The 26,199-nt window shown below is 66.0% G+C and carries 21 protein-coding genes; 16 read left to right on the top strand and 5 right to left on the bottom strand.

Annotation, left to right across the window (positions count from 1 at the left end; all coding sequences use genetic code 11):
• The first annotated feature begins 18 nt into the window (after positions 1 to 18).
• Together O5K31_RS11910 and O5K31_RS11905 are read left to right on the top strand one after the other, a co-directional pair.
• The gene (locus tag O5K31_RS11910; protein WP_269713815.1) at positions 19 to 1,611 is read left to right on the top strand and encodes a fatty acid--CoA ligase; all 1,593 of its coding nucleotides are present in this window, start codon (positions 19 to 21) and stop codon (positions 1,609 to 1,611) included.
• Between the two features lie 62 nt (positions 1,612 to 1,673).
• Positions 1,674 to 3,449 carry a Ca2+-dependent phosphoinositide-specific phospholipase C gene (locus O5K31_RS11905; protein ID WP_269713814.1) on the top strand — a complete coding sequence of 592 codons (1,776 nt, stop codon included), beginning with the start codon at positions 1,674 to 1,676 and terminating at the stop codon, positions 3,447 to 3,449.
• 6 nt (positions 3,450 to 3,455) lie between these two features.
• On the opposite strand, the gene O5K31_RS11900 is transcribed toward O5K31_RS11905, so the two are convergent.
• Positions 3,456 to 5,873: a membrane-bound PQQ-dependent dehydrogenase, glucose/quinate/shikimate family gene (locus tag O5K31_RS11900; protein WP_269713813.1), complete on the bottom strand. Its 2,418-nt coding sequence runs from the start codon at positions 5,871 to 5,873 to the stop codon at positions 3,456 to 3,458.
• A 283-nt stretch (positions 5,874 to 6,156) separates the two neighbouring features.
• Here O5K31_RS11900 and O5K31_RS11895 point away from each other — a divergent pair, with 283 nt between their 5' ends.
• From O5K31_RS11895 to virB11, 10 genes are all read left to right on the top strand, one after another.
• The gene (locus O5K31_RS11895; protein WP_269713812.1) at positions 6,157 to 7,908 is read left to right on the top strand and encodes a DUF1800 domain-containing protein; all 1,752 of its coding nucleotides are present in this window, start codon (positions 6,157 to 6,159) and stop codon (positions 7,906 to 7,908) included.
• A gap of 12 nt (positions 7,909 to 7,920) precedes the next feature.
• The gene (locus O5K31_RS11890) at positions 7,921 to 9,498 is read left to right on the top strand and encodes a DUF1501 domain-containing protein (RefSeq protein WP_269713811.1); all 1,578 of its coding nucleotides are present in this window, start codon (positions 7,921 to 7,923) and stop codon (positions 9,496 to 9,498) included.
• Positions 9,499 to 9,592: 94 nt separating this feature from the next.
• Positions 9,593 to 10,183, top strand: coding sequence for a lytic transglycosylase domain-containing protein (locus tag O5K31_RS11885; RefSeq protein WP_269713810.1), 591 nt, complete (start codon positions 9,593 to 9,595; stop codon positions 10,181 to 10,183).
• Positions 10,180 to 10,485, top strand: a complete 306-nt coding sequence (locus tag O5K31_RS11880; RefSeq protein ID WP_269713809.1) for a TrbC/VirB2 family protein — start codon at positions 10,180 to 10,182, stop codon at positions 10,483 to 10,485. Before O5K31_RS11885 ends, O5K31_RS11880 begins: the two co-directional genes overlap by 4 nt.
• A gap of 3 nt (positions 10,486 to 10,488) precedes the next feature.
• Entirely contained in the window at positions 10,489 to 10,773 is a 285-nt protein-coding gene (locus O5K31_RS11875; protein WP_269713808.1) for a type IV secretion system protein VirB3, read from the top strand.
• 32 nt (positions 10,774 to 10,805) lie between these two features.
• Complete coding sequence (locus O5K31_RS11870) at positions 10,806 to 13,154, top strand: VirB4 family type IV secretion/conjugal transfer ATPase (RefSeq protein ID WP_442867783.1); 2,349 nt, start codon at positions 10,806 to 10,808, stop codon at positions 13,152 to 13,154.
• Positions 13,151 to 14,287 (top strand): type IV secretion system protein, encoded by a 1,137-nt coding sequence (locus O5K31_RS11865; protein WP_269713806.1) that lies wholly within the window; start codon positions 13,151 to 13,153, stop codon positions 14,285 to 14,287. The genes O5K31_RS11870 and O5K31_RS11865 overlap by 4 nt, the downstream gene beginning before the upstream one ends.
• Positions 14,284 to 15,042, top strand: a complete 759-nt coding sequence (locus O5K31_RS11860; RefSeq protein WP_269713805.1) for a TrbG/VirB9 family P-type conjugative transfer protein — start codon at positions 14,284 to 14,286, stop codon at positions 15,040 to 15,042. The genes O5K31_RS11865 and O5K31_RS11860 overlap by 4 nt, the downstream gene beginning before the upstream one ends.
• On the top strand, positions 15,039 to 16,127 hold the full coding sequence (virB10, locus tag O5K31_RS11855; RefSeq protein ID WP_269713804.1) for a type IV secretion system protein VirB10: 1,089 nt from the start codon (positions 15,039 to 15,041) through the stop codon (positions 16,125 to 16,127). Before O5K31_RS11860 ends, virB10 begins: the two co-directional genes overlap by 4 nt.
• Positions 16,124 to 17,095, top strand: coding sequence for a P-type DNA transfer ATPase VirB11 (gene virB11 / locus O5K31_RS11850; protein ID WP_269713803.1), 972 nt, complete (start codon positions 16,124 to 16,126; stop codon positions 17,093 to 17,095). The genes virB10 and virB11 overlap by 4 nt, the downstream gene beginning before the upstream one ends.
• Here the strand turns inward: virB11 and O5K31_RS11845 are convergent.
• A complete protein-coding gene (locus tag O5K31_RS11845; protein ID WP_269713802.1) occupies positions 17,083 to 18,105 on the bottom strand; it encodes a LysR substrate-binding domain-containing protein in 1,023 nt (340 codons plus the stop codon). The two genes, virB11 and O5K31_RS11845, sit on opposite strands and share 13 nt — an antisense overlap.
• A 124-nt stretch (positions 18,106 to 18,229) precedes the next feature.
• Between O5K31_RS11845 and O5K31_RS11840 the strand changes: the two genes are divergently transcribed.
• Positions 18,230 to 18,445 carry a hypothetical protein gene (locus O5K31_RS11840; RefSeq protein WP_269713801.1) on the top strand — a complete coding sequence of 72 codons (216 nt, stop codon included), beginning with the start codon at positions 18,230 to 18,232 and terminating at the stop codon, positions 18,443 to 18,445.
• Here the strand turns inward: O5K31_RS11840 and O5K31_RS11835 are convergent.
• Both O5K31_RS11835 and O5K31_RS11830 read right to left on the bottom strand, forming a co-directional pair.
• Positions 18,442 to 18,591 carry a hypothetical protein gene (locus tag O5K31_RS11835; protein WP_269713800.1) on the bottom strand — a complete coding sequence of 50 codons (150 nt, stop codon included), beginning with the start codon at positions 18,589 to 18,591 and terminating at the stop codon, positions 18,442 to 18,444. The genes O5K31_RS11840 and O5K31_RS11835 overlap by 4 nt on opposite strands.
• 157 nt (positions 18,592 to 18,748) lie before the next feature.
• Complete coding sequence (locus O5K31_RS11830; protein ID WP_269713799.1) at positions 18,749 to 19,549, bottom strand: LytR/AlgR family response regulator transcription factor; 801 nt, start codon at positions 19,547 to 19,549, stop codon at positions 18,749 to 18,751.
• Between the two features lie 259 nt (positions 19,550 to 19,808).
• Here O5K31_RS11830 and O5K31_RS11825 point away from each other — a divergent pair, with 259 nt between their 5' ends.
• The 3 genes from O5K31_RS11825 (at position 19,809) to O5K31_RS11815 (ending at position 25,430) form a co-directional block, all read left to right on the top strand.
• Complete coding sequence (locus tag O5K31_RS11825; RefSeq protein ID WP_269713798.1) at positions 19,809 to 20,849, top strand: sensor histidine kinase; 1,041 nt, start codon at positions 19,809 to 19,811, stop codon at positions 20,847 to 20,849.
• Between the two features lie 435 nt (positions 20,850 to 21,284).
• Entirely contained in the window at positions 21,285 to 24,341 is a 3,057-nt protein-coding gene (locus tag O5K31_RS11820) for a TonB-dependent receptor (RefSeq protein WP_269713797.1), read from the top strand.
• Between the two features lie 174 nt (positions 24,342 to 24,515).
• Positions 24,516 to 25,430 carry a 3'-5' exonuclease gene (locus O5K31_RS11815; protein ID WP_269713796.1) on the top strand — a complete coding sequence of 305 codons (915 nt, stop codon included), beginning with the start codon at positions 24,516 to 24,518 and terminating at the stop codon, positions 25,428 to 25,430.
• Positions 25,431 to 25,443: 13 nt separating this feature from the next.
• On the opposite strand, the gene O5K31_RS11810 is transcribed toward O5K31_RS11815, so the two are convergent.
• Positions 25,444 to 26,178, bottom strand: a complete 735-nt coding sequence (locus tag O5K31_RS11810) for a hypothetical protein (RefSeq protein WP_269713795.1) — start codon at positions 26,176 to 26,178, stop codon at positions 25,444 to 25,446.
• Positions 26,179 to 26,199: the final 21 nt, after the last annotated feature.

Below are 26,199 nucleotides of genomic sequence, written 5' to 3'. Positions count from 1 at the left end.
CGCAGGGAGAGAAACAAAATGGGCGATCAAACCGCCATCGACTTCGACCAGATGCCGACCCTGGGCGATGTCGCCCGCTATCACGGGCGAACGCGGCCGGACGCCGTCGCCCTCAAGTTCGAGGGGCGGTCGACCACCTTCGGCGATTTCGACCGGCACACCAGCCAGGTCGCTAACGGCCTGATCGCCGCGGGGCTGAAAAAGGGCGACCGCATCGCCTATGTCGGCAAGAACAGCGACTGGTACTTCGAACTGCTGGTCGGGGCGACCAAGGCCGGCGTGGTGACCGTGCCGATCGGCTGGCGGCTCGCCACGCTCGAGATCGCCTATGTGGTCGAAGACGCCGAGGCCAAGCTGCTGTTCGTCGGGCCCGAGAGCCTGGCGGTCGCCCATGAAATCGCGCGCCAGATGGTTGGCGTCGGGGTGGTGACCATGGAAGGCGGAGAGGCGGACTGGCCGTCGTTCGAAAGCTGGCGCGCCGCCCAGCCGACGACCGATCCGGCCGTCGCCATCGGCGAACGCGACGTGGCGATCCAGCTATACACGTCCGGCACCACTGGCCGGCCCAAGGGCGCGATGCTGAGCCACGGCAACCTGCTGCGCGGGCGGCGCGAGGCGACGCTCAATCCCATGGACTGGAACCAGTGGGGGCCGGACGACGTCAGCCTGGTGGCGATGCCGGTGGCTCACATCGGCGGCAGCGGCTGGGGCATGGTGGGCTTGTTCAACGGCGCGACAAGCGTAGTGGCGCGCGAGTTCGACCCCTTCAAGGTGCTGGACTTCATCGAGCATGACCGGGTGTCCAAGCTGTTCCTGGTTCCGGCGGCCTTGCAGATCGTGGTGCGCCAGCCTCGCGCACGAGAGATCGACTACGGCCGCCTGAAGTACATGCTCTATGGCGCGGCCCCGATCCCGTTGGACCTGTTGCGCGAGGCGATCGAGGTGTTCGGCTGCGGCTTCGTTCAGCAGTACGGCATGACCGAGACCTGCGGCACCATCGTCTATCTGCCGCCGGAGGACCATGACCCCGCCGGCACGCCGCGCATGCGCTCAGCCGGCCTGCCCATGCCGGGGGTGGAGATCAAGGTTGTCGACGAGACCGGCGCCGAGGTCCCGCGCGGAACGGTGGGGGAAGTGGCGACCCGCTCGGCCGCCAACATGAACGGCTATTGGAAGTTGCCCGAAGCCACCGCCGCGACCATGGGCGCTGACGGCTGGCTGCGTACGGGCGACGCCGGCTACATGGATGAGGACGGCTATCTCTACATCCACGACCGGGTGAAGGACATGATCATCACCGGCGGGGAGAACGTCTATCCGGCGGAGGTGGAAAGCGCCGTCTATGGCCATCCGCATGTGGCCGAGGTGGCGGTGATCGGCGTGCCAGACGCCAAGTGGGGCGAGGCGGTGAAAGCCGTGGTCGCGCCCAAGCCGGGGATCACGCCCGACGCCGACGACATCATCGCCTTCGCCCGCTCGCGCATCGCCCACTTCAAGGCGCCCAAGAGCGTGGACTTCGTAGACGCCCTGCCGCGCAACGCGGCCGGCAAGATTCTGCGCCGGCAATTGCGCGAGCCGTACTGGGAAGGTCGAGAGCGCCGCGTGAACTAGGTTCGTCGTCGAACTGTCGTGAAGCGTGGCTAAGCCGTCCTGGCTTCTGGGAGGGCTTTAAAATGCTGCATCTGTTGTTCGCCGCCGCCGTGGCTTCGGCCGCCTGTCCGTCGTCCGACGACGCCTGCGTCCGCGCGAGCATGGAGCAGGGGTTGAAGCTCAATGACCTGACGGCCGTAGGCACGCACAACAGCTACAAGCAGTCTCTGCCCGCGCAGGAACTCGCCGTCATGGTCGCGGCCGCTGGACAGCGCGCCCTGGGCATCGACTACGGCCACCGGCCGCTGACGGACCAACTCAACGACGGCGCCCGCCAGCTGGAGATCGACATCGCCCAGGATGCGGCGGGCGGTCTCTACGCCAAGCCGAAGACCGCGACGGGGCAAGGCGAGCTGCTTTCTCCCGCCAATGCAGCGATCATGGCCAAGCCGGGCTACAAGGTCCTGCACATGCAGGATGTGGATTTCCGCTCCACCTGCCTGACCTTCGTCGCCTGCCTGGGCGAGGTGCGCGCGTGGTCGAAGGCCAACCCGACCCACGCACCGATCCTGATCCTGATCAACGCCAAGGAAGGCGGCCCGAACCTGCCCGGCGGCGTCATCGCGCCGACCTATGACGCCAAGGCGTTTGATGCGCTGGACGCCGAAATCCGCAGCGTCTTTTCCGAGGCCGAGCTGATCACGCCCGATCAAGTTCAGGGCAAGAAGCCGACCCTGCGCGAGGCGGTGCTGGCCGGTGGCTGGCCAACCTTGGGCGCCGCCCGCGGCAAGGTGTTCTTCGCGCTTGATGAGAGCACGGAGAAGGTGGCGGTCTATCGTGGTGCGCGCCGGTCGCTCGAAGGCCGGGCCATGTTCGTCAACACGGATGAGGCCTCGCCCGCCGCGGCCTACCTGACCCTCAACGATCCCATCGCCGAGCAGGCGCGCATCCAGGCCGCCGTGAAGGCGGGTTTTGTGGTCCGCACGCGCGCCGACGCAGACACCTGGGAAGCGCGCGCCAATGATCCGCGCCGCCGGAGCGCCGCGTTCAGCAGCGGCGCGCAGTATGTCTCCACCGACTATATGCGGCCGGACCCGCGCTTCGCCGGCGGCTATTTCGCGCGCCTGCCGGGCGGAGCGGCGGCGGTCTGCAATACCGTTCGCGCCGCCGACCAGTGCCGCGGTCTGGCGATCGAAGCTGAAAAGGGCGCGCCGGTCCGCGGCTATCTCGCCCCCGCCGAACGCCCGGACCTGACCGTCGTGATGGCGCAGCCGCCGGCCCCGGGCTCACCCAAGGCGTTGGCCGACGCGGCCATCTTCCGCGATACGCGGGCGTTGCAGGGAACCGCTCGCTGGGCCCTGGCGACGTCGGACGTCAATGGGCACATGTACGATCACTTCGCCGCCGCCCTTGGCGTGCGTATTCGTCCTGAGCAGGCTCCCATCCTTACGGCGCTGCTGGACCGGTCGGGCGACGACCGCTCGGTGGTCGGCGTGGCGAAGACGCATTGGGGTACGAAGCGTCCCTATCTGGGCACTGACCTGCCGATCTGCGAGGCCAAGAGCGATCACCTGGCCGGTAACCCAGACTATCCGTCGGGGCACTCGGCCCATGGCATGCACGTCGGCCTGATCCTGGCCGAGTTGGCCCCCCAGCGGAAAACCGAACTGCTGGCGCGCGGTCGCGAGTACGCCGAGAGCCGATATATCTGCGGCGCGCACAGCTACAGCGCGGCCGAAGCGGGCATCATCGGCGGCATGGCGATCTTCGCCGCGGAACATGCCTCCCCGCTGTTCCGCCAGGACATGGATGCGGCGCGCGCGGAGGTAGCCGCCGCGCTGTCCGGCGCCGGGCTCTAGCCGGCCTCAAGAACCGTCAGGTAGCGCATAGGCGATCACTGCATCGCCTACTGGCGTCTCCATGAAATGGTGGCCGCCCGCCATGATGACGAGATACTGGCGCCCGCCGACCTCATAGGTCATGGGCGTGGCCTGGCCGCCAGCCGGCAGCACGTCCTTCCAGACGGTCTTGCCGGTCTTCAGATCGATGGCGCGGATCAGGTCGTCGGTCGCAGCGGCGATGAACACCAGACCCCCGGCGGTGACCACGGCGCCGCCATTGTTGGGTGTGCCGATCTCGAACGGCATATGCGAGGCGACGCCGAAGGGGCCGTTTTTGCGAGCCGTGCCAAAGGGGCGGTCCCACAGGGTCTTGCCGGTGGCCATGTCGATGGCCCGGATGCCGCCATAGGGCGGCTCCTTGCACAGCAGGCCGGTGACTGGCAGCCGCCACCCGGCGTTGACGTCGATGCCGTACGGCGTTCCGGCTTGGGGATCGCCGGCGCCTTCCGCGCCCCCTTTCATGCCGCCGCCGCGAGCGTCGCCGCGGGGAGCCCAGCCCTTTCGGTCGGCTTCGGCCCGGGGAACGAGCCGGTTGTAGTTGGGCATGTCGTTGTAGTTGGCGACGATGACCCCGCGCTGCGGGTCGATCGCCACGCCGCCCCAGTCGGAGCCGCCATTGTAGCCCGGGTACTGTATCCAGCGCTGATCGACCGTGGGCGGGGTGTAGAAGCCCTTGTAGCTGGCGCGCTTGAACTGGATCCGGCAGACCATCTGGTCGATGGGCGACATGCCCCACATCGACTTTTCCGTCAGGTCGGGCTTGCGCAGGGTGTGGAACAGCGAGAACGGCTGGGTGCGCGCCCTTTGGGTCGGTTCAACGCCGCCCTGGGGTGCAGGGCGTTCCTCGACAGGTGTCAGAGGCTTACCGGTGCGCCGGTCCAGGACGTAGATGTCGCCTTGCTTGCTGGGCAGGATCAGCGCTGGAATGGAGCCGGCGGGCGAGGGGTAATCAACCAGCGTCGCCTGCGAGCCGAGGTCATAGTCCCACACGTCATTATGCACCGTCTGGAACGACCAGGTCGGTTTGCCGGTGGTCACATCCAGGGCCACGAGCGAGGTCGAATAGCGCTTTTCAGCCTCCGACCGCATGCTGCTCCAGTAGTCGACGGCTGAGTTGCCCATGGGCAGATAGACCAGGCCCAGAGCTTCATCGCCGGATGCGGTGGTCCACATGTTCGGCGTGCCTGGGGTCCAGGTCTGGCCCGGGGGCGGATAGCCAGTGAGGTCCGGACGGGTCATGTCCCAGGCCCAGCGCAAGGTCCCGGTCACGGCGTCAAACCCCTGGACCACCCCGGACGGCGCCGCGCGCATCTGGCCGTCCAAAACCTGGTGGCCAGTGACGACGACGCCTCGCACGATGGTGGGAGCCGAGGTGATCGAAACCATGCCCGGCGCAGACGGCGTCATGCCGATCTTGATGCTCACCTGTCCGTTCTGGCCAAAGCCGGGGCAGGGAACGCCCGTGCGGGCGTCGACGGCGATCAAGCGTCCGTCCAAGGTCCCCTCGATAATGCGGGTCGAGCATTGGGCCGCCGGATCGACGCCGGGGACAGCGTAATAGGCCACCCCTCGGCAGGCGGCGGTATAGGGGATCGACTCGTCCAAGACCTTGGGGTCGTAGCGCCAGCGCTCCTTGCCGGTGGCTGGGTCGAGAGACATCATGATGTTCTTGGCCGAGCACAGATAGAGGCTGTTTCCGACCTTCAGCGGCGTGGTCTCCGCGCCGTACTTGCCTTTCGCCGCCTCGCTGGGCAGGTCGCCGGTATGGGCGACCCAAGCGCGTTCCAGCTTGCCGACATTCTTGGCGTTGATCTGGGTCAGGGGCGAATAGCGCCGCGCGCCATAGGTGCCGCCGTAGGCCGGCCAGTCGGCCCCCGCCGACAGGAGGGAGGGCTCCGTCATCGAGAATCGCGGGTCGGGGAGGGCCTGCGGACTGGCGGGTCGATCAACGACGAAGAGAGTTAGAAACCCGACCGCCATCACGGCCACAAAGCCTATGAAGCCGCCCAAGGCCGCGCGGCGGGCGCTGCGCGAGGTCGTCAGCAGTGGCGTGCATGCCAGGGCGAGGACCAGCAGGACGGCGGGAGCGATGACCCGTGGCAGCAGGGGCCAGCCGCGCAGGCCCACCTCCCACAACGCCCAGACCAAGGTCGCCACGAAGAGCGCCCCGTAGACCCAGACGCCGGTCACCCGCTTGAGCAGGAGAAGAGCGCCGGAGGCCATCAGGCCAAGGCCAGCGAGAACATAGTAGGGAGAGCCGCCGAGGATCAGCAGCCACAAGCCGCCGATGGTGAGGATCGCCCCGATCAGGGCGAACGCCCCTCCCAGAATCTGCGCCAACCACGCCGCACGCGGCGCATCCTCACGAACCAGATTGACCAAGGAAGCCTCCCGCCGCTCAAGCTTTAGAGGGAAACAGCTTCGAGTGAAGCCTTGTTCCCCCGGGCTGGATGTCGGCCCCAAGTAAAAGCGCCACCGGGACGTGCGAAAACTGGCGCAAGGCACGCAAAGGCCGATCGACTTCGTCAACGGCATCCATCGCACAAGCTGTCGAATTCGCCCGCGAGATCGGTGAAATCTCCTCACCGGCGATCAAGAACCGTCGTTTGTTGTAAGGCGAAGCTTTCGCCACCTTCGGCCTCGAGTTTTGGGAGGCTGCACGCTCATGGAAACAAGTACGAAGGTCCTGGTCGCGACCGGCGCGGTGGCCCTCACCGCCGCCGTCGCCGCATCCGGCGCGCTGAAGTCGACCGGCGTCGGCAAGATGGCCGAGCCGCCCACCGACAACGAAGCTGCACGCTTCCTGACGCAAGCGACGTGGGGGGCGACGGAAGCGGATATCGCGACCGTCAAAGAAATGGGGATCGAGGCCTGGCTGGATGACCAGATTTCGCTCGGCCAGCTGCCGAGGACGGATCAGTACTCCACCAAGAATTACATTCTTGAGCGTACCAGCAGTAACAAGAACCCCTTCTTCCCCGAGGCCCGCGTAGCGTTCCAGGAGAGCTTCTACACGCGTGTCGCCCAGGGCCAGGATCAGCTGCGCCAACGCATGCAGTCGGCGCTTTCGCAGATATTCGTGGTCTCCCGCACTGCGGATGTCCTGGAATTCGGCGCGTGGAAGGCTACCGCCCAGTACTACGACATGCTCGGGTTCAACGCGCTCGGCAACTTCCGGCGTTTGCTCGAAGAGGTCACGCTTAGCCCTGCCATGGGCATGTACCTGACCCACGTCCAAAGCCAGAAGGAAGATCCGGCGACGGGGCGCCATCCGGACGAGAACTACGCCCGCGAGGTCATGCAGCTCATGACCATCGGTACGGTCATGCTGAATGAGGACGGCACGCCGCAGCTGCGGAACGGCGCGCCCATCCCCGCCTACAGCCATGACGACGTCGAGGGTCTGGCCAAGGTCTTCAGCGGGTTGAGTTGGGCTGTCGGCTCGTTCTTCTCCGCTCTAGGGAATAATGGCGGTTACGAGCACCCGCTGAAGTACTACCCCGAGCATCACTCCACCTCCGAAAAGAAGTTCCTGGGCGTTACGATCCCGGCTTCGACCACGTCAAACGGGCCGCGCGATCTCGCCATCGCGCTGGACACGCTGTTCCAGCATCCAAACGTCGGACCGTTCATCGGCCGCCAACTGATCCAGCGCTTCGTCACCAGCAACCCGAGCCCCGACTATGTTGCCAGGGTGGCTAAGGTATTCAACGACAACGGGCAGGGCGTGCGCGGCGAACTGAGCGACGTCATCAAGGCTATCTTGCTCGATCCTGAGGCGCGTGACCTCGAAGCGGCCCAGCGGGATGAAAACTTCGGCAAGCTGCGGGAGCCGTTGCTGCGCCTGACCAGCTGGATGAGGGCGTTCAAGGCCTATTCCAAGACCGGCTTCTTCATCATCCACCGCGACGGCCTGGGCGACGAAAGCCGGATCATGATGGGCACCAGCCTGCCGCTGCAGCTGGGGCAGGCGCCGCTCACCGCGCCTTCGGTCTTCAACTTCTGGCGTCCTGGCTACTCGCCGCCCAACACGCCGCTTGGCGAGGCTGGGCTGGTCGCTCCAGAGCTTCAGATCGTCAGCGAGCTGACGGCCGCCAGCTACTTCAACTTCATCAAAACCACGATCGATACCGGGGTTGGGTACAACCCCAAGACCTGGTCCATGGGCGACGTGGTCAGCCAGTATCGCGACGAAGTCGCTCTGGCCGCTACGCCGGAAGCCCTTCTGGATCGCGTGAACAGCCTTCTGTTCTACGGCCAGATGTCCGCAGCCCTGCGTCAGCAGATATTGGCCGCGGTCAACTCGATCGCGATCCCCGCCACCAATGAGACGAACATCGACGCCGCCAAGCTTAAGCGGGCGAAGCTGGCGGTCTTCCTTTCTATGGTTTCCGGCGAATACCTCGTCCAGCGCTGAGAGGATACGAAAATGACAAAAGAAACCAGCCGCCGTGAATTCATGCGCCTCAGCGCGGGCTTCTCAATCTTAGGAGCTGGCGCCCCGTTCGCCCTGCAACTGGCTGCCGCAGGCTCCGCTGCTGCGCAGTCGGCAGGGGACTACAAGGCTCTGATCTGCATCTTCCTGGCCGGTGGCCAGGACTCCAACAACATGGTCCTGGCGACCGACCCGGGTAGCTGGGAGCGGTACAACAAGGCTCGAAACACCGGCAACCAGCCGATCGCGCTAAAAGCCGCGGGAACCGCCCCGAACTTGAGCGCCGGCCGCGCGACGCCGGCGCGCTGGGGCGGAGTGCTTCCGATCACGCCCGCGACCCCGCAACTCGTGCCTGGCAGCGCGAACGAGGAGCTGCGAACCTTCGCGCTTCATCCCATGCTGTCGCCGTTGATCCCGATGTTCCAACCGCCGCTCGCACTGGAAGGCGGCGTCCAGGAACCGGCGCGTCTTGCGGTGCTGGCGAACGTGGGCACGCTCATTACCCAAGGCACCACCCGTGAGGCGTATGAGCGCCGAACTGTCGAAATTCCCCGGCAGCTATTCTCGCACAACGACCAGCAATCCAGCTGGCAGTCCGGCGCGACCGAAGGAGCCCAGTCGGGTTGGGGCGGCCGCCTTGCCGATATGGTTCGTGGCATGAACAGCAAAACCGTGTTCACGGCCATCTCGGCCGCGGGCAACGCCGTCTATTTGACGGGTGAGCACATCAACCAGTACGCCGTCAGCACCAGCGGCAGCCCAGGTGTTTCGCTCAAGTTCGATCTCCGGGACAACAGTACGCTCTTTGGATCGAGAGCGGCGGCGACCGCCGCCAAGAACGTCATTCGTGCTGGCGGCACTTCCAGCATCTCGCAGGTTTATGCGGATGTCGTCGGACGCTCGATGAGCGCGGCCAACGATATCAACGCCGGCGTCAGGGCGGTGGCGGCTCCGCCCGCCTATACCAATCCCATCGATCCCTATGGGGCCGGCAATCCGTTGACGCCCCAAATCCAGACCGTGTTGCGGATCATCGCCGGGGCGCAGGCCATGGGGATCAAGCGGCAGGTGTTCTTTGTCCAATTGGGCGGGTTCGATACCCACTACAACCAGAACAGCGCTGAGCCCGAGAACCTGGCTCGCCTGGCGCACTCGCTGCAATACCTCGACCTCGCTCTGAAGAACGTCAACGGCGTCGATATGCGCGCCAATGTAACCGCGTTCACCGCCTCGGACTTCTCGCGGACCTTCGCCACTAACGGCTCGGGTACGGACCACGCTTGGGGCGGGCACCATTTCATCTGGGGCGGCGCGGTCAACGGCGGCGACATGTTCGGTCAGTATCCGACCCTCGGTTTGGACGACGCGAGTAAGAGTTTCCGCAACCCCAACATGACGGACGGCCATATGATCCCCACGACCTCGGTGGACCAGTATGGCGCGACGTTGGGGCGGTGGTTTGGCGTGGACGGAAGCAACCTTGCGACCGTGTTCCCGAACCTGGCGAACTTCAACCAGAGCACTCACGACCTAGGCTTCATGAAGTCGGGAGCGCCTGCCTCCCGTGGTTGATCCAAGGCGGCCGGCGGCCTCATCGCCGTCGGTCAGACCGCTCCGCCGACTCCCCAGGAGGCGGGGCGGTCGTCCCTTCTTGACGGCGGATTTGATGACGGCGGCGCTCCTTGGAGCGGCCGCCACGCCCGCCTGTGCGCAGGTGCTTAGCATCGGCGACGACGGTGCGGTGGCGATCCAGGCCGGTCCGGCGGTTTATCTGGCGGTCGACGGGCCGGGAGCGCCGATCGTGGTCGCGCGACCGGCCGTGACCCGGACCTATGCCGCCACGCCGTCCGCCGTTCGCGAACGCATCCGCCAGACTTCTCATGCCCTTGGTCTCAGCCCCGCCCTGCTTGAAGCCGTGGCCTGGCGCGAGTCCGGCTTCAACCCGTCCGCAGTCTCGCCAAAGGGGGCGCGTGGGACGATGCAGCTGATGCCCGCGACGGCGCGCGAGCTGGGCGTTGATCCCAGCGACCCTATCCAGAACATCACGGGCGGCGGCCTCTATCTGCGCCGCATGTTGCAACGTTACGACGGCGACCTGACCAAGGCGCTGGCCGCCTACAATGCTGGCCCCGCCGCCGTGGATCGCCACGGCGGCGTGCCACCCTATCCTGAAACCCGCGCCTACGTTTCCGCCATCCTGACCCGGCTCGCCCGCCAGTCCGGCGGCGGCGCACCGATGCCTGAGACCCTCCCATGAGCAAACGCCAAACCCTTCTCGCGGCGCTGGCCGCCTTCGCCGCCGCGCGCCCCGCGTACGCACAGACCGACCCCGCCGGCTCCGGCCCGATCCTGGGCGCCTTGCAGTGGGTGCAGGGCACCCTTTTGGGCAACCTCGCCACCACCGCGGCGGTGATCGCCGTGGCGGCGGTGGGCTTCATGATGCTGACCGGCCGCATCGACTGGCGGCGCGGCGTCACCGTGGTGCTTGGCGCCTTCATCGTGTTCGGCGCAGGGGCCATCGTCGCTGGTCTGCGCGACGCCGCCAGCCTGGCGCACTGAGCCTTGAACCGGCTCGCCTCCGACCCTGTCTTCGCGGCCCTGACCCGCCCCCAGATGATCGGCGGCGTCACCTACAGCTATGCTGTCTTCAACCTGATCGCGACGATCGAGGCCTTCCTGATCACCAAGAGCTTCTGGGCGCTGGCGGCGGCCGGGGTGATCCATCTGATCGGCTATGTGGGATGCCTCAACGAGCCTCGGTTCTTCGACCTCTGGATCACCCGCGCCAGTCGCTGCCCCCGCGTCCGGAACTATCGTTTCTGGGGCTCGAACACCTACCAGCCGTGATCGGATATGTGACCAACAGCCTGGCCAAGGCCATGGCCCCGCGCGAGGCCAGGATCGGCGACCGGCTGCCCTATGCGCGGCACGTGGACGACCTGACGATCCAGACCCGCGACGGTCTGCTGGTGCAGGTGATCCAGCTCGACGGCTTTCCGTTCGAGACGCGGGACGATGACGAGCTGAACTACCGCAAGCAACTGCGCGAGACCCTGTTTCGTGGCGCCGCCAGTTCTCGTCTGGCGATCTATCACCACATCCTGCGGCGGCCGGTCGAGGCTGATCTCGGCGCCGCGCCGGAGGATCCGTTCTCCGCCAGCCTGGACGCCAGTTGGCGCGATACCCTGGCCGAGCGGCGGCTCTACTCCAACGACCTGTTTCTGACCTTGGTGCGACGGCCGTTGCAGGGCCGGGCGGGGCTGATCGACCAGATCTTCCGATCGTCCTCGCGCAGCGCCGACCAGGGGCTGGCGGACGAGCTGCGGCAACTGAATTCGATCCGAAAATCCTTCCTGGCCACCCTGGCTCCCTATGGCGCGCGGGCGCTCAGCGCCTACGAGAAGAACGGCGCGCGCTATTCGGAGCCCTGCGCCTTTCTCGCGGCCCTGGTGAACGGCCAGACTCGGCCCTTCCTCAAGCCCGGAGACGACATCGGCGCGGCCCTGGCCGATCGCCGCCTGAGCTTTGGCTTCGACGCCATGGAGATCGGCGCCGGCGGGGGGCAGTCCGCCCGCTTTGGCGCGGTGGTGACGCTCAAGGACTATCCGGCCCGCAGCACCCCCGGGATGCTGGATGCGGTTACCCGCCTGCCGTTCGAGATGACCCTGACCGAGAGTTTCGCCTTCGTGGACCGGCAGGCGACCCTGGACCGCATGGGCCTGGCGCTGCGCCGGCTGCGAGCGGCGGATGACGAGGCTTTCAGTCTGCGTGACGACCTGGCCGCGGCCAAGGACGAGGTCGGCGCCGGTCGCGCCGCCTATGGCGAGCACCACCTGTCCATCTTGGTGAAGGCGCCAGATCTCGCCGCCCTGGATTTCGCGGTGGCGGAGGTTCAGTCGGCTCTCGCCGAGACCGGCGCCGTGGCGGTGCGCGAGGACGTGAACCTGGAGCCATCCTTCTGGGCGCAGTTTCCCGGCAACCTGAAATACGTGGCGCGCAAGGTCCTGATCTCCAGCGCCAACTTCGCCAGCTTCGCCTCCTTCCACAATCACGCGACGGGGCAGGCGACGGGCAATCACTGGGGACCGGCGGTCACGGTGCTGGAGACCACCGCCAGCGGACCGTATCACTTCAACTTCCACGCCGGAGACCTTGGAAACTTTACGGTCCTGGGTCCAAGCGGCTCGGGCAAGACGGTGCTGCTGACCTTCCTGCTGGCCCAGGCGCAGCGCTTTCGTCCCCGCATCGTCTATTTCGACAAGGATCGCGGGGCGGAGATTTTCATCCGCGCCATCGAAGGGCGCTACGACGTCCTGCGCCCCGGCGAGCCGACGGGTCTCAACCCGCTTCAACTGCCGGACAGTGGAGCCAACCGCGCCTTCCTGGCCGAGTGGCTGGCGCAGCTTCTGTGCTCCAGCGGCGAAGCCCTGACCGCCGAGGATCGCGCCCTGATCGCCGAGGCGGTGGACGCCAACTACGCCCAGGCGCCGGAGCATCGCCGCCTGCGTCATCTGCGCGAACTGTTCGTCGGCGTCCGGCGTCCGGTGGCGGGGGATTTGGCGTCGCGGCTTGGCGCGTGGTGTGGCGGCGGCGAGCACGCCTGGCTCTTCGACAACGCCGACGACCAGCTGGATTTCGCGGCCGGCGCCTGCGGCTTCGACATGACCCGCATCTTGGATACGCCGACCGTGCGGACGCCGGCCATGATGTACCTGTTCCACCGGGTCGAGCAGGTGCTGGACGGCGAGCCCGCGATCATCGTGGTCGACGAGGGATGGAAAGCCCTGGACGACCCGGTTTTCGAACATCGGCTGAAGGACTGGGAGAAGACGATCCGCAAGCGCAACGGCGTGATCGGCTTCTGCACCCAGAGTGCGTCCGACGCCCTGGAAAGCCGCATCTCCGCCGCCATCGTCGAACAGGCGGCGACCCAGATTTTCCTTCCCAACCCAAAGGCGCGAGCGGCGGACTACATCGAGGGTTTCGGCCTGTCGGCGCACGAGTTCGAACTGGTCCGCTCGCTGCCCGACACCTCGCACTGCTTCCTGGTCAAGCAGGCCGACCATAGCGTGGTGGCGCGGCTGGACCTGGGCGGCATGCCGCGTCTGCTGAAGGTGTTGGCGGGGACGGAGCGGTCGGTCCGCCGGTTGGACGCCCTCCGCGCCGAATTGGGCGACCGGCCGGAAGACTGGATGGAGGCCTTCGTCGGGCCGGAGGCGCGACCGTGAACGCCTGCGCCGACGCCTATTCCGGCTCCGGCCTCGTGCGCGAGGTGCTGGGCGGGGTGGACTGCAACGTCCGCGGCTTCTCCCAGGCGGGATTCGAGACGCTGACGGCGCCGGGTTCGCTGTATCCGACGATCCTGACCAGCCTGCTGACCATCTATGTGGCCGTGCTTGGCTTTCGGCTGATGTTCGGCGTGGGCGGCGCGCGACTTAGCGATGCGCCCCTGATCGGCCTGAAGATCGGCGCCATTCTGGCGGTCAGTCTCAGCTGGACGACGTTCCAGACCCTGGTGTTCGACGTCGGTTTCAACGCCCCGGTTCAGATCGCCCGGCTGGTCGGCGGCCTGAGCAGCGAGGGGCTGGCCGCCGATCCGCTCAAGGGTCTTGAATACGCCTATGAAGAGATCACCCTCAGCGCCGCGGCCTTCGGCAAGGCGGCCGGCCCGAACGCCCAGGCGCTTAGCGGCGGCGCGGCCCAGGCGGCGGATGGTCTGTGGCGGGCGGCGTCGCTGCTGTTCCTCAGCACCGTCGGTATTCTCTGTCTGGCGACGGTCAGCGTGGGCGTGCTCAGCGCGCTTGGCCCGCTATTCATCGCCATGTTCCTGTTCGACGCCACGCGCGGTCTGTTCACCGGCTGGGTGAAGGCCATGGTCGCCGCGACCTTCACGCCCGTGGCCTGTTGGCTGACCATCACGATCCTACTGGTGGTGCTTGAGCCATGGTTGCTGACCCTGACGAACCAGCGCGCGGAGGGGGTGCTCGATCCTGACACCGGTCGGGCCGTCAATGCGGTGGTCGCCGTCTTCGCCCTGGCCCAGATCGGAATGCTCGGCGTGGGAAGCGTGATCGCCAGCGGTCTTGATATCAAGCGCCTGCGGATCGGCCGGCAAGATGGACCGCGTCAGGCCTCCGTGCCTGCCCGCCCCGTCGAGAGCCTGCATCGCGCTCAGGAGCTGGCGCGCCGTCTGCCAGCCACCGCGGCCCAGGCGGCGACCTCGCGTGTCGCCTTCAACGTCCACCGACCGGCCGAGGCTGGCACCGTCCGGATGCGGGAAGGCGCGCCGCCGCCCGCGCGCCTTGGCGAGGCGCCGCGCCGCACGATGGCTCCCGTCCGACCGAGAGGTCCAAGATCATGATCCGTCCCGCCCTTGTCCTCGCCGTACTGTTCGTCTCGTCCACGCCGGTCTTCGCCGCCGTGAAGCCGTCGCCGGGGATGGTCGATCCGCGCATTCGCACCGTGGCCTATGACCCCGACGAGGTGGTCGAGCTGTCGGCGACCCTCGGCTATCAGCTGACCATCGAGTTCGCCGCTGACGAGCGGATCGAAAACGTGGCCGTCGGCGACAGTCTGGGCTGGCAGGTGACGCCCAACCGGCGCGCCAATCTGTTGTTCCTCAAGCCGCTAGACCCAAACACCCGGACCAACATGTCCGTCATCACCAACCTGAGGCGCTATAACTTCGCCCTGTCGGCGCGGACGGCGAAGGCCGCGGGACGCGACGTGGTGTTTGGCCTGCGCTTCGACGTGCCGAGCCCCGCGCCGGTGTTCGTCGAGCCGCCGCCCGCGCCGCAACCGCCCCAGGCGGTCAACAGCGCCTATAGCTATTCGGGCTCCAAGCTGCTCGTTCCCACCCGCGTCTTCGACGATGGCCAAGCGACCTATTTCGAGTTTGGCCCGCAGGCGGAATATCCGGCGATCTTCACCATCGACGAAGCCAAGCAAGAGGCGGTGACCAACGTCTCCCACCGCGACGGCTTTCTGGTCGTGGACGAGCTGGCCCCGCGCTTCGCCCTGCGGCGGGGCGAGGAGGTTACCTGGATCGCCAATGGCGGCTATCGCCCGCCGGCCACGGGCGGCGTCCTCCCGCAGGCGAAGAAGGGTCGGCCATGATGCTGAAATCCAAGATGAAATCGGCCGCCGCCGAACCCAGCGCCGTCTTCGCCCTCGACGGTGTACCGGGCGCGGCCGTGGCCCGTCCCGACAGCAAAGCCGCGCCGCTGATCGGGCTAGGCTTCGCGCTCGTGATCGGCGGCGTGGTGTTTATGACGCTCAGCCAGAGCCGCGCCGCCCGGGCCCAGGCCACGCCGACGGCCGTCGCTACGCCGGAGCCGGCGGCTGAACAACCCACGCCGGCGCCAGAAGCCGTCACGCCACCCCCGGCGACGATGCTGTCGCCCGACCCCGCCAGCTTCTCGCCCATGGTGGAGGGGGAGGATCCCAGCGTCCGCTGGCGCGCCCCGGCCATGGTGGTCGATATCAGCGAGGCGCCGCAGGCCGTCACCATGGCGGCCCAGACCGGTGGCCGCGCGCCGGTCGCAACGACGCCCGCACCCTCCATGGCCTCGCCGGACGAGCGCTTTTCCGAGCGCGTCGGTTCGACGGGGGTGGAGACCGCCCGCGCGACCCGGCTTCGCGACACCCGGCTCATCATTCCCCAGGGCGCGGTGATCGCCGCCGTGTTGGAGACGGGCATCAATTCCGACTTGCCGGGGTTTGTCCGGGCCGTGGTCAGCCGCGACGTGCGCGGCTTCGACGGATCGACGGTGTTGATCCCGCGCGGCTCCAAGTTGATCGGGCAATATCGCGCTGGCGTCGCCGTCGGCCAGACGCGGGCGTTCGTGGTCTGGTCACGGGTGCTGACGCCCGACGGAGTCTCGGTGGAGATCGGCTCGCCCAGCGCTGACAGTCTGGGGCGCGGCGGTCTAGAGGGGGAGACCAACTCTCACTTCCTGCGCCGGTTCGGGGCGTCGATCGTGCTGTCGGTGATCTCGTCGGGGCTACAGGCGCTGGGCGGCGACCGCGACGGCGGCACGGCCATCGTCATCGGCTCCCAGCAGCAGGCGAATAATATCGCCAGCATCGCCCTGCAAAAGCAGATCGACATCCCGGTGACCATCACGGTTCTGCAGGGCGCGCCGGTGCGGGTGTTCGTGGCCCGCGACCTGGACTTCTCCGGCGTCGCGTCGGCCAGATGAGCGGCGTTTATCTCAGCAGCTTCCTGTCGCTGCTGCACCCGTGGCTCAGTCGGTCAGACATCACCGACCTGCTGATCAACCGACCGGGCGAGGTGTGGTTCGAGGTCCGGGGCGGCGGCATGACGCGCGAGGCGGCGCCGGCGGTGACCGAACAGGTGCTTGGCCGCCTGGCGCGGCAGATCGCCGGGGCCACGAACCAGGGGGTGAGTCGCGAACAGCCGCTGGTGTCCGCCAGCCTGCCGGACGGCTCGCGCGTGCAGGTGATCGCACCGCCGGCCACGCGCGAGGGGCTCGTACTGGCTATCCGGAAGCACGCGATCTCCGACCTCGCGCTAGGCGACCTAGCCGCCGCTGGCGCCTTCGCGCGGCGCAAGGCGGGAAGCGTGGAGGCTGACCGTGTCCTGGTTGCGATGTTGAGGAAAAACGACGTCGAGGCGTTTCTTCGGGAGGCGGTGCGCCTTCGCAAGACTATCGTCCTGTCCGGCGGCACCTCGTCCGGCAAGACGACTCTGCTGAACGCTCTGGTAAAGGAGATGCCATCCACCGAGCGGCTGATCGCCATCGAGGATGCGCCGGAAATCCAGCTGCATCACGAGAACTCCGTCGGTCTGGTGTCCGTCCGCGGCGAGATGGGCGAGGCCCGGGTCGATGCTGAGGCGCTGCTGCAAGCGTCTCTGCGTATGCGGCCTGATCGCATTCTGTTGGGCGAGCTTCGAGGGGGAGAGGCCTTCACCTTCCTCCGGGCGGTCAACACCGGCCATCCCGGCTCGATCACCACCGTACATGCCGCCACGCCCAGCGGCGCCATCGACCAGATCGCCATGATGGCGCAACTCGGTGGTCTGACGGTGGAATGGGACGTGGTCCAGACCTACGCGCGGCAGGTCATCGATATCATCGTGCAGATGCAGCGCTTGGACGGCCGGCGGTCGGTGGGCGGCATCCTGTTCGCCGGTCAGGAATACTGAGCCGCCGCCGGAGCAGAAGATTGGGTCGTCTGCGCGATCGACTCCATCAGCCATTTGCGGAACGCGACCGCCCACTTGCTGTCCGCATGCCGCGAGCGCAGGACCAGATGCAGCATGTCCGCATTGGCGGAGGGCTCACCCACGGGGGTCAATGTCTGACCAAAGCCACGCCGCGCCTGGATCAGCGGGCAGGGCGCCAAGGCGATCCCGATCCCATGCTCGGCGGCGTCGAGGGCGGCGGACACGCTGTCGAACCAGATTTCATCGGCCCCGCGCAGTTCCGGGCTGCCAGCCGCCGCGAACCAGTCCCGCCAGGCCTGCGGTTGGTGGGTGACCTGGATCAGCACATGGCGTGAGATTTCGAGGGGTGACAGCAGGCCCGTCAGCCCCATGCTCGGCGCGCAGACGGGCAGGTTGCGTACCTCCAGAATCGGCTCCAGCCGCAGCCCGGACGCCTGCTCCCGGCCCAGGCGGATCGCCAGGTCCACCTCGCCGTGCTCGAAATCGGCATAGTCGTGGGTCCCTTGGATGCGCAGGGCGAGGGTGGGATGACGCCGCTCGAAATCCGCGAGGCGTGGGATCAGCACGGTCGACATGAAGATCGGCAAGGCGCTGATCCGTAGCTCTCGCCGCGCCCCGCGTCCTTCGTGCATCAGGCCGCGACTGGCTTCCTCCAGCAAGGAAAGGCCGCGCTTCACCGAGTCCAGATAGTGGGCGCCTTCGCGAGTCAGGCGAACGGTCCGGCCGTCGCGGGCGAACAGCCGCACACCGAAATGATCCTCGAGATTGCGGATCTGGTGGCTGATCGCGGAGGGGGACAGCGCAAGATCACGCGCCGCCCGGCGAAAGCTGAGCTGAGCCGCGGTCCGCTCAAACGCCTGCAACGCCGTTAGGGAGGGCAGGGCGCGCAGAGGCAACGACTTCGATCGCGCCGGCGCTTTCAGCCCCCCCGCGCGCTCATCGTCGAATGATGAGCCGGCCCCTTGAGGCTGGTTGATGTCGATTTCCATCCAGTCGAGAGCCTACATCGTCGATGGAGAGGCGATTTCGCTCTCCCCAAGCCAGTTCGAGCGCTTTCAGGCGCGTCGAACTGTCGAGGCTATATAGGTAGAATTAACAGGCCTTCAAACGGAGATGTATTATTTTGAATGGGTGTTCTTCTCTAAGCGTAAGTATTGTGGTGTTTATGACTATTTATTTGAGCAATATTGCTTGATGCTGGAATTTGAGCGCAATCTGCTGGCCGCCATCCCGAATGGCGTATGGACAGGCGCTCGTCCGCCATTTTGCGGTTGGCTGAAAGATTTGTCCGATGTTTGTGGCCTGGCTGGCCGCGGGACCTGCGCTTAGCGGCGCACGCAATCCATCATCAGAACCAGGCCGAGCCAGAAGACGCCGGACGCCGCGATGATGAAGATTAGGCGCCGACGCATGCCCCAGCGACGTGAGCGACGGCTCATTTCCCGCACGATGGACACATGGGTTTCGGTGGGCACTTAGATCCTCGGTCGATATCGCGCCCGAGAAGGTCGAGCGGCCGCCGAAGCTAGACAATCGAGGGCGCCCAGACAGCACCGGTCCAACGGCGTTCGTCGCGCAAGCTTCACTCTTCGTCGAAAACGCCGCGTCTTGCGGCCTTTGGCGGGCGGGGCCTTAGCCGCGTTGCGCCGCCGTCGTCGCGATCAGGTCGCGCACGCTCTTGAGATAGGTCTTGCCGACCCGCAGCTCCTGACCTGACGTCAACACCACCCGATAGTCGCCATAGTTGGGCTTGCGGACGGCCTCTATGCGGTCCGCTCGGATGAGCGCGGAGCGCCGGATGCGAACGAAAAGGGCGGGGTCTAGCCGCGACGCCATGTTCGCCAAGGTGGCGCGCAGGATGTAGGCCTGACCGCGAGCGTGAAGACGAACATAGTCCCGCTCCGCCTCGATCCAGTCGAGGTGCTCGACCGGCACACGCACGAAATCCCCGCGCCTTTGCGCCCAGAACTCACGTGCGAAGGTTTCGTCGCGTTCAGCGCCGGCGTCGTTGTGGCCGCGAAGATGGGCGACGACATCGCGAAGCTCGCGCGCCCGCTGCTCAGAGCTGGCCAGTTGCAGGTTACGCCGCGCGCGCGCCAGGGCGGCGCTCAGGCGTTCAAACTCCACCGGCTTGAGAACATAGTCGACGGCGCTGACCTCGAACGCCCGGGCCGCGAAGCTTTCGAAGGCGGTGACGAAGATGACTAGCGGCAGCTCTTCTGGCTCCAGACTGTCGAGCAGGTCAAATCCGCCAAAGCCGGACATCTGAATATCGAGCAGCACGACGTCCGGCTTCAGCCGCCGGATAAGCTCCATCCCATCGCGTCCGCTGCGCGCCTTGCCGATCAGCTCGGCGTCAGCCATCTGCGAGATCGCGATCTCGAGGCGCCTTAACGCCAGGGCCTCGTCATCGACCGCAACTACCGAAAGCATGGAAACCTAACAGTTTGCGCCAGACACCTTAGTCGGTCCGCGCCTCCATTTGTAAGCGTACTCGGAATTTGCCCACCGCTCGCCGCAAGTCCACTGACGTTCGTCGACCAATCGGCGCGTTCGTCGCAAATCCCACGCCGCTCGCCGCCGAAAGGACATGTCTCTCTTACGGACCCGTCCAGCTTACGAAGATCGCATGACACCCGCAGAAGCGGCCGAAATCGACGCCGGCCTCGCCCGCCGCCGGGAGTGGCGTAGCATGACCCTTCTCGCGGTCGCCTTGTGGACGGCGATCGAGATCTGGGCGTGCGTGCTCAACTATCTGCACGGCATCGTGCTGACGCCGGAATACTGGCCTGGCGAGATTCCGATGCTCCTTTCCGGCGTGCTAGTCAGCCTCGCCCATTGGCGGGCCGTGCGCTGGGCGTCTCGGCGGTCGCGGCCCGTCCTGTGGATGGTTACGGTCGTCACCGTGCTGCTGAGCGGTATGGTCTATGCCTGCTCGTTGCGCCTTCTACAGCAAGTCACCCCTCTAATAATGCCCGATCGCCGCGGGGACTTCTGGAGCGGGCTGCTCTGGGACACGATCTACCATTCCAACTGGTTCGTGCTGTGGGTGGCGATCGTCGCGACCATGGAGTCCGAGCGTGTCGCCCGTCGCCGCGAGCAGCAGCTAGCCGGCGCGCTTATCGCCGCGCGCGAGGCGGAAATTCGGGCGCTGCACTACCAGATCAATCCCCACTTTCTGTACAACACGCTGAACGCCCTCTCGACCTTGATCGTCGATCGACGCAACACCCTCGCCGAGGCGGTGGTCATGCGGCTGGCGGCGTTCTTCCGGGGCGCGCTGGCGCGCGATCCGCTGGCCGATGTTCGTCTTGCTGACGAGATCGCCCTGCAGCAGCTCTATCTTGAGATCGAAGAGGTGCGCTTCGCCGACGCCCTGCGCGTGACGATCGATGTCCCCCAACCCCTGCACGACGCCCTGGTGCCCAGCCTCATTCTCCAGCCGCTCATCGAGAACGCGGTGAAGCACGGGGTGAATGACCCCGAATGCGGCACCCTGATCGCAATCCGTGCGTGGGCCGCCGGGGACCGATTGATGCTTGAGGTCAGCGATGACGGACCTGGGTCGAGCATGGCCTCGGGCACCGGCGTTGGCTTGGACAATGTCCACCGCCGTCTTGTCGCGCGGTTCGGCGCGCGCAGCGGCCTGAACGCAAACGCCGAGCCTGGGCGAGGTTTCGTGGTCACCTTGACCCTGCCGCTTGATTTCGCGCCTGAAAAGCTCGCCGCCTAGCTCAAGGGTCGTGGCCTTCCAGACCCGTTTTCTACCCAGAGTGGGAATTCGTCGCGCCAGAGTCGCCGTTCGTCGCTGAGGCGTGGCGAATGTCACAATCACGACACTAACCGTCCCTCTGCGGCGATTTTCGCCGGCGACTGGCAGGGGGTCGTTCATGTGGGCGTTTGTTCCCGTCTGGGGTTTCAGGGGCGCGGGTCGGGGCGCGATCACCGCTGAATTCCCTGGGATGGGGAAGGTGAGAATCCGAAGCGGCGCCAAGCCGCGCGGTCGCCGTGACGCATGAATTGGGTCCGTCGGACCCGCCCTCGAAACATCACAACAGGCCAGCCTCGGGTCGTCGCCATCTGGCGTGACCCCTCTTTCAAATCTGGAGGCGATGGAATGACTTCGAGTTACAAATCTGCTCAGGGATCGCGACGCGCGCGGTTGCTGATGTCGAGCTTGCTGGCCGGTGTGGCGACGATGGGTGCGCCGGGCGCTGTGGCGATCCTCGGCGCGGCCTTGCCGACGGTGGCGAGTGCGCAAGACTATAGCTCCGGCACGCTGCTGGGCGAGGTGACCAACGCCGACGGCCAGCCTGTGGCGGGCGCCACGGTGGTTGTCCGTTCGATGGCTCAGGGCGTCGAGCGCACGCTCACCACCGATAGCGACGGCTCGTTCCGCGTGCCGCTCATCCCGACCGGTAACTATTCCATCGCGATCGAGGCGCCAGGATACGTTTCGACCCGTAACGACACAGTTCGCGTCGGGCTGTCTGGCGCGTCCCGCTATGGCTTCACCTTGACCGCCGAAGGCGAGGTCTCCGCCATCGAAGTGACGGCCACGGCCAATCCTCAACAGGACTTCACCGGCACCACAACCGGCATTTCGGTCGATGTCGAGCAACTGACCAAGCAGGTGCCTATCGCCCGCAACGTCACGGCGCTCACGCTTCTGGCGCCCTCGGCGGTGCCGATCGATAGCGCCTTCGCCATCGGCAGCGCCCAACTGCAAGCGCCGGCCTCGCTCAGCGGCGCCTCGGGCGGCGAGAACGCCTATTACGTCAACGGCTTGAACATCACCAACTTCATCAACGGCATTGGCGGCGCGACGGTGCCGTTCGACTTCTACAAGTCGATCGACATCAAGACCGGCGGCTATTCGGCTGAATACGGCCGCGCCATCGGCGGTGTGATCAATGCTGTCACCAAGTCGGGTTCGAACGACTTCATGTTCGCCCTGCACGGCAATTATGAGCCCAACAAGCTGCGCTCGGACTCGCCCAATGGGGAACTCGAACAATACCAGCTCTACGATTACAGCGAAAAGAACGTGGTCCTGGAAGCTGGTGGGCCGATCCTAAAGGATCGCCTGTTCTTCTACGGCCTCGCTCAATTCGCCGACATCGAGGGGCAGCGAGCCCAGACGTCCGGCGCTCTGCAGCGCGACCGGATCGGCGATCCGTTCTACGGCTTCAAGCTGGACGGCTACGTCACGCCGAAGCACCATTTGGAATTCACTTACTTCGACACCAGCCGCAAGCGGAAGCGCGACAACTTCAGCTTCGACCCTGACACCAACGCCATCGAATCCGAGCGCGACAGCGCAAGCACCCTGTTCCTGGGGGGTGAAAGCTATGTGGCCCGTTACACGGGGACCCTGTTTGACTGGCTAACGGTTTCGGGCGCCTACGGTCGTTCCGAGGTCGATCAGGCGCTGCTGGGCAATCTGTTTGGCGTGCCCTTGGTGCAGGACGCACGCGTTACGCCGACCATTACGGTCGGAGCTCAGTCCGCGTCCTCCTCGACCTTCCCGTTCCTGTCGGAGCGCGAATTCTATCGCGGCGACATCGACGTCTTCTTCAAGCTGTTTGGGGACCACCATATCCGGGCGGGTTATGACCGTGAGAATACGGTCCTGACTGAAACCTCTGTACGCAACGGCGGGGCCAACTATTTCTACCGCCGAGCCGCTGCGACCAATTCCCTGGGTCTGGCCGAAGGCCAAGAGTACCTAGAACGCCGGGTGTTTGATGTCGGCGGCGGCTTCCGTGGCCGCAACACGGCCATCTACGTGCAGGACGCTTGGGACGTCACCGACCGCCTGGCCCTGCAGATCGGCTGGCGCCAAGACAAGTTCGCCGTCGAAACCCCACTCGGTGAAACCTTCATCGAGTTCGACGATGAACAGGCCCTGCGGCTAGGCGCGACCTATGACCTGGCCGGCGACGGCCGGACCAAGGTGTTCGGGTTCATGGGCCGCTATTACCTACCGGTGGCCTCCAACACGTCGTTCCGGGCCGCGTCCCCGGCGATCGACTTCACTGAGTTTTTCCTTCCCGCCGACGGCGGAACCACCTTCGGCGGCGGCCGTGATCCGCTGACGGGCCTGCCCGCGGGCGCCACCAGCCGCCAAGTGCTCAACGGGCCGAACATGCTGCCTTGCCCCGCCAGTCTGCCGAGCATCGCACCCACGGGCGCGGTGGGCTGCACCATCCGCAACAACGGCACCGCGCCGCCGCCAGAAACCGTTGTCTCTCTGGGTCTCAAATCGACCTACGAGGACGAAGTCATCTTCGGCGTTTCCCACAAGCTGAGCGATCTGTGGTCGGTGGGCCTGCAATTCCGTCGCCGCGAACTTGGTCGCGTGGCCGAGGATGCGCTGCTGGACGACGGTGTGGTGGGCTATTGCCGCGCCAACAACATCGCTGGCTGCGAAGCTCTCTATCCGGGCGGTCAGTTCTACAACATCATCAACCCTGGCTTTGACGCCACGGTGGTTTTGCCGACCACCCTGCCCAACGGCGAAACGCAGATCACCCTGAAGGCTGCCGATCTTCGCCTTCCCAAGGTCAAGCGCAAGTACCAGGGCCTGGAGTTCACCTTCGAGCGCGCTTTCGACGGCAAGTGGGGCCTGCAGGGGTCCTATACGGTCTCCGAATCCATCGGCAATTTCGAAGGCGCTCTGAAGTCGGATACCGGTCAGACCGACGCGGGCATCGTGTCTGACTTCGACTTCCTGGCCTTCATCCCGGGTCAGTACGGCCTGTTGCCGAACCACCACGCCCACCAGTTCAAGGCGTTTGGCTCCTATGCGGTGACTGACAGCCTCATGATCGGGGCCAACGCCTCGGTGATCTCGCCACGCAAGTACGGCTGTATCGGTCTGGCTCCGGAGGACTATCTCGACGGCGCCACCGCAAACGCTAACTACGACGTCGAGAACGCTCGCTTCTGCGGCGGGCAATTGGTCAAGCGTGGTTCGGCCTTCGAGACCGATTGGATCAAGCGCCTCGATCTATCCCTGCGCTACACGGTGCCGGAAAAGTTCTCGCGCGCTGGCAACCTCGTCCTACGGGCGGACGTGTTCAACGTCCTCAACCTGAAAGGCGTGCAGGAGGCATACGAGTTCGGCGAACTGCCGGATGGTCGTCCCGACGAGGGCTACAAGCAACCCACCGCCTACCAAACCCCCCGGTACGTGCGGTTCGGCTTCGACTGGGAGTTCTAGGAACTCTCAGTCGGGGGAAGAAGGAGGGCGGCTTCCCCTAAAGCCGCCCTCCTGACCTCTCCCTCCCTTGAGCCCCGCACGCGTGGTGACTCCACGTGTGCGGGGCTCTTTTTTGTCCGACTGGTAGCTGCGTGATCGTGCGTTGCTTGGCTGGAATCGGCGCAAACTTCATCCGTGACCGCCGAGACGATCCCCGACCTCGATCCAGCCCAGCTGGAGCGCATGGCGCAGGCCCTGGAGGGCAGCGGCCGTTATCGCGTGTTGCGCAGGCTGGAGCCCCTACAGTCCAAGCCTGTCGCTGACGGCGTGGCCCCGCGCCTGGGCATGATCCTCGATCTGGAGACAACCGGCGTCGATCCCGTCCGCGACGAGATCATCGAGATCGCCATGGTCCCCTTTACCTACGGGCCCGACGGCGAGGTCTACGAGATCCGCGAGCCGTTCCAGGCCCTGCGCCAGCCCTCGCGGCCGATCAGCGCCGAGATCACGCGCATCACTGGCATCGACGACGCCATGGTGGCCGGCAAGACCATCGATCCCAAGGCGGTCGCTGATTTTATCGCCCCGGCCGCTATCGTGATCGCCCACAACGCCGGCTTCGACCGCAAGTTCGCCGAACGTTTCTGTGAAAGCTTTTCCGCAAAGGCCTGGGCCTGCTCCATGCGCGAGGTGGCCTGGGCGGAGGAGGGGTTCGAGGGCGTCAAGCTGGCCTATCTCGCCGCTTCGTGCGGCTATTTCTACGACCGCCACCGGGCGACCAGCGACTGCGAGGCGACCCTGGAACTGTTGCGCCGAAGGCTGGCCACAGGCCGCACGGCCCTGGACCACTTGCTGGAGGCGGCGCGCAGGCCGAGCTGGCGCATATGGGCAGAGAACTCGCCCTTCGACCTGAAGGATCTGCTGAAGGCGCGAGGCTATCGCTGGAACGGCGAGGTCAACGGCCTGCCAAAGTCCTGGTACATCGACGTCGCGGAAGATGAGCGTGAGGCTGAGCTCACCTTCCTACGCACCGAAATCTACCGCGCGCCGGATTTCGAGCCGCTGATGAAGCGGATTACCGCGTTCGAACGTCACTCGGGACGATACTAGGCCGCGCCCACCACTAGAATTTCCGGTCCGCGTCCAGCGGATCGCAGGTTCCGCTGAATTTGGTCAGGCCGTCGAGGGTGATGCGCCCGGCGCGTCGATCGATCATGATCTTGGGCCGGTTGGCCCCGTTGAACTTGAACTCGCCGCGGATGAAGTCGCGCGAGACTGACAGGTTGGCGATGTCATACCAGCCGCCGTCGCTACTGCTGTGGAGCGGCGGGATCATGTTCTTGGCCGGCCGAATGCGACCCTGGCCGCCATCAATCTCGACGGTGACCGACGTGTCGTAGTCTTGCCGCGTCAGCTCCACTCCTGTGCGCGGGACATAGCGGCGCTTGTCGGCGTCCCACTCGTATCCCGACTTCATCTGGCTCGCCAGGCGTTGGCCCTCGCCGTAGCAGACCACCGCGATATGCTCTCGATAGCCTCCTTGGTCGGAGGGGGCCCCATAGCCGAACTCGGGCGGTCGATAGCTTCCGCCGCCGGCGCCGCCGCCCTGGCGGCAGTCGGGGGCGGGCGTGGAGACGATGGAGTCGTAGCGGCCGTTGACGGTGGTCACCGACAGGCAGACGCCTTTTCGCTCGTTCCACCAGTAGGTCCACTTACGGTCGTCACCGGTCTGGCCGCCTGCAATGACGTAGCCGCGCGCCGCCAACTGGGCTTCGCCGCCGGCGCCGCGGGCCCCGACCAGGTCGCTCACATCCGAGGGCGTCACCTGCGCCAAGGTTGGCGTTGCCATCACGGCCATCGCGCCAAGAGTCGTCAGAGA

The organism is Caulobacter sp. NIBR2454 (assembly GCF_027474405.1).
Taxonomy (GTDB): Bacteria; Pseudomonadota; Alphaproteobacteria; order Caulobacterales; family Caulobacteraceae; genus Caulobacter.
This window is presented reverse-complemented; position numbering and strand designations above follow the sequence as displayed.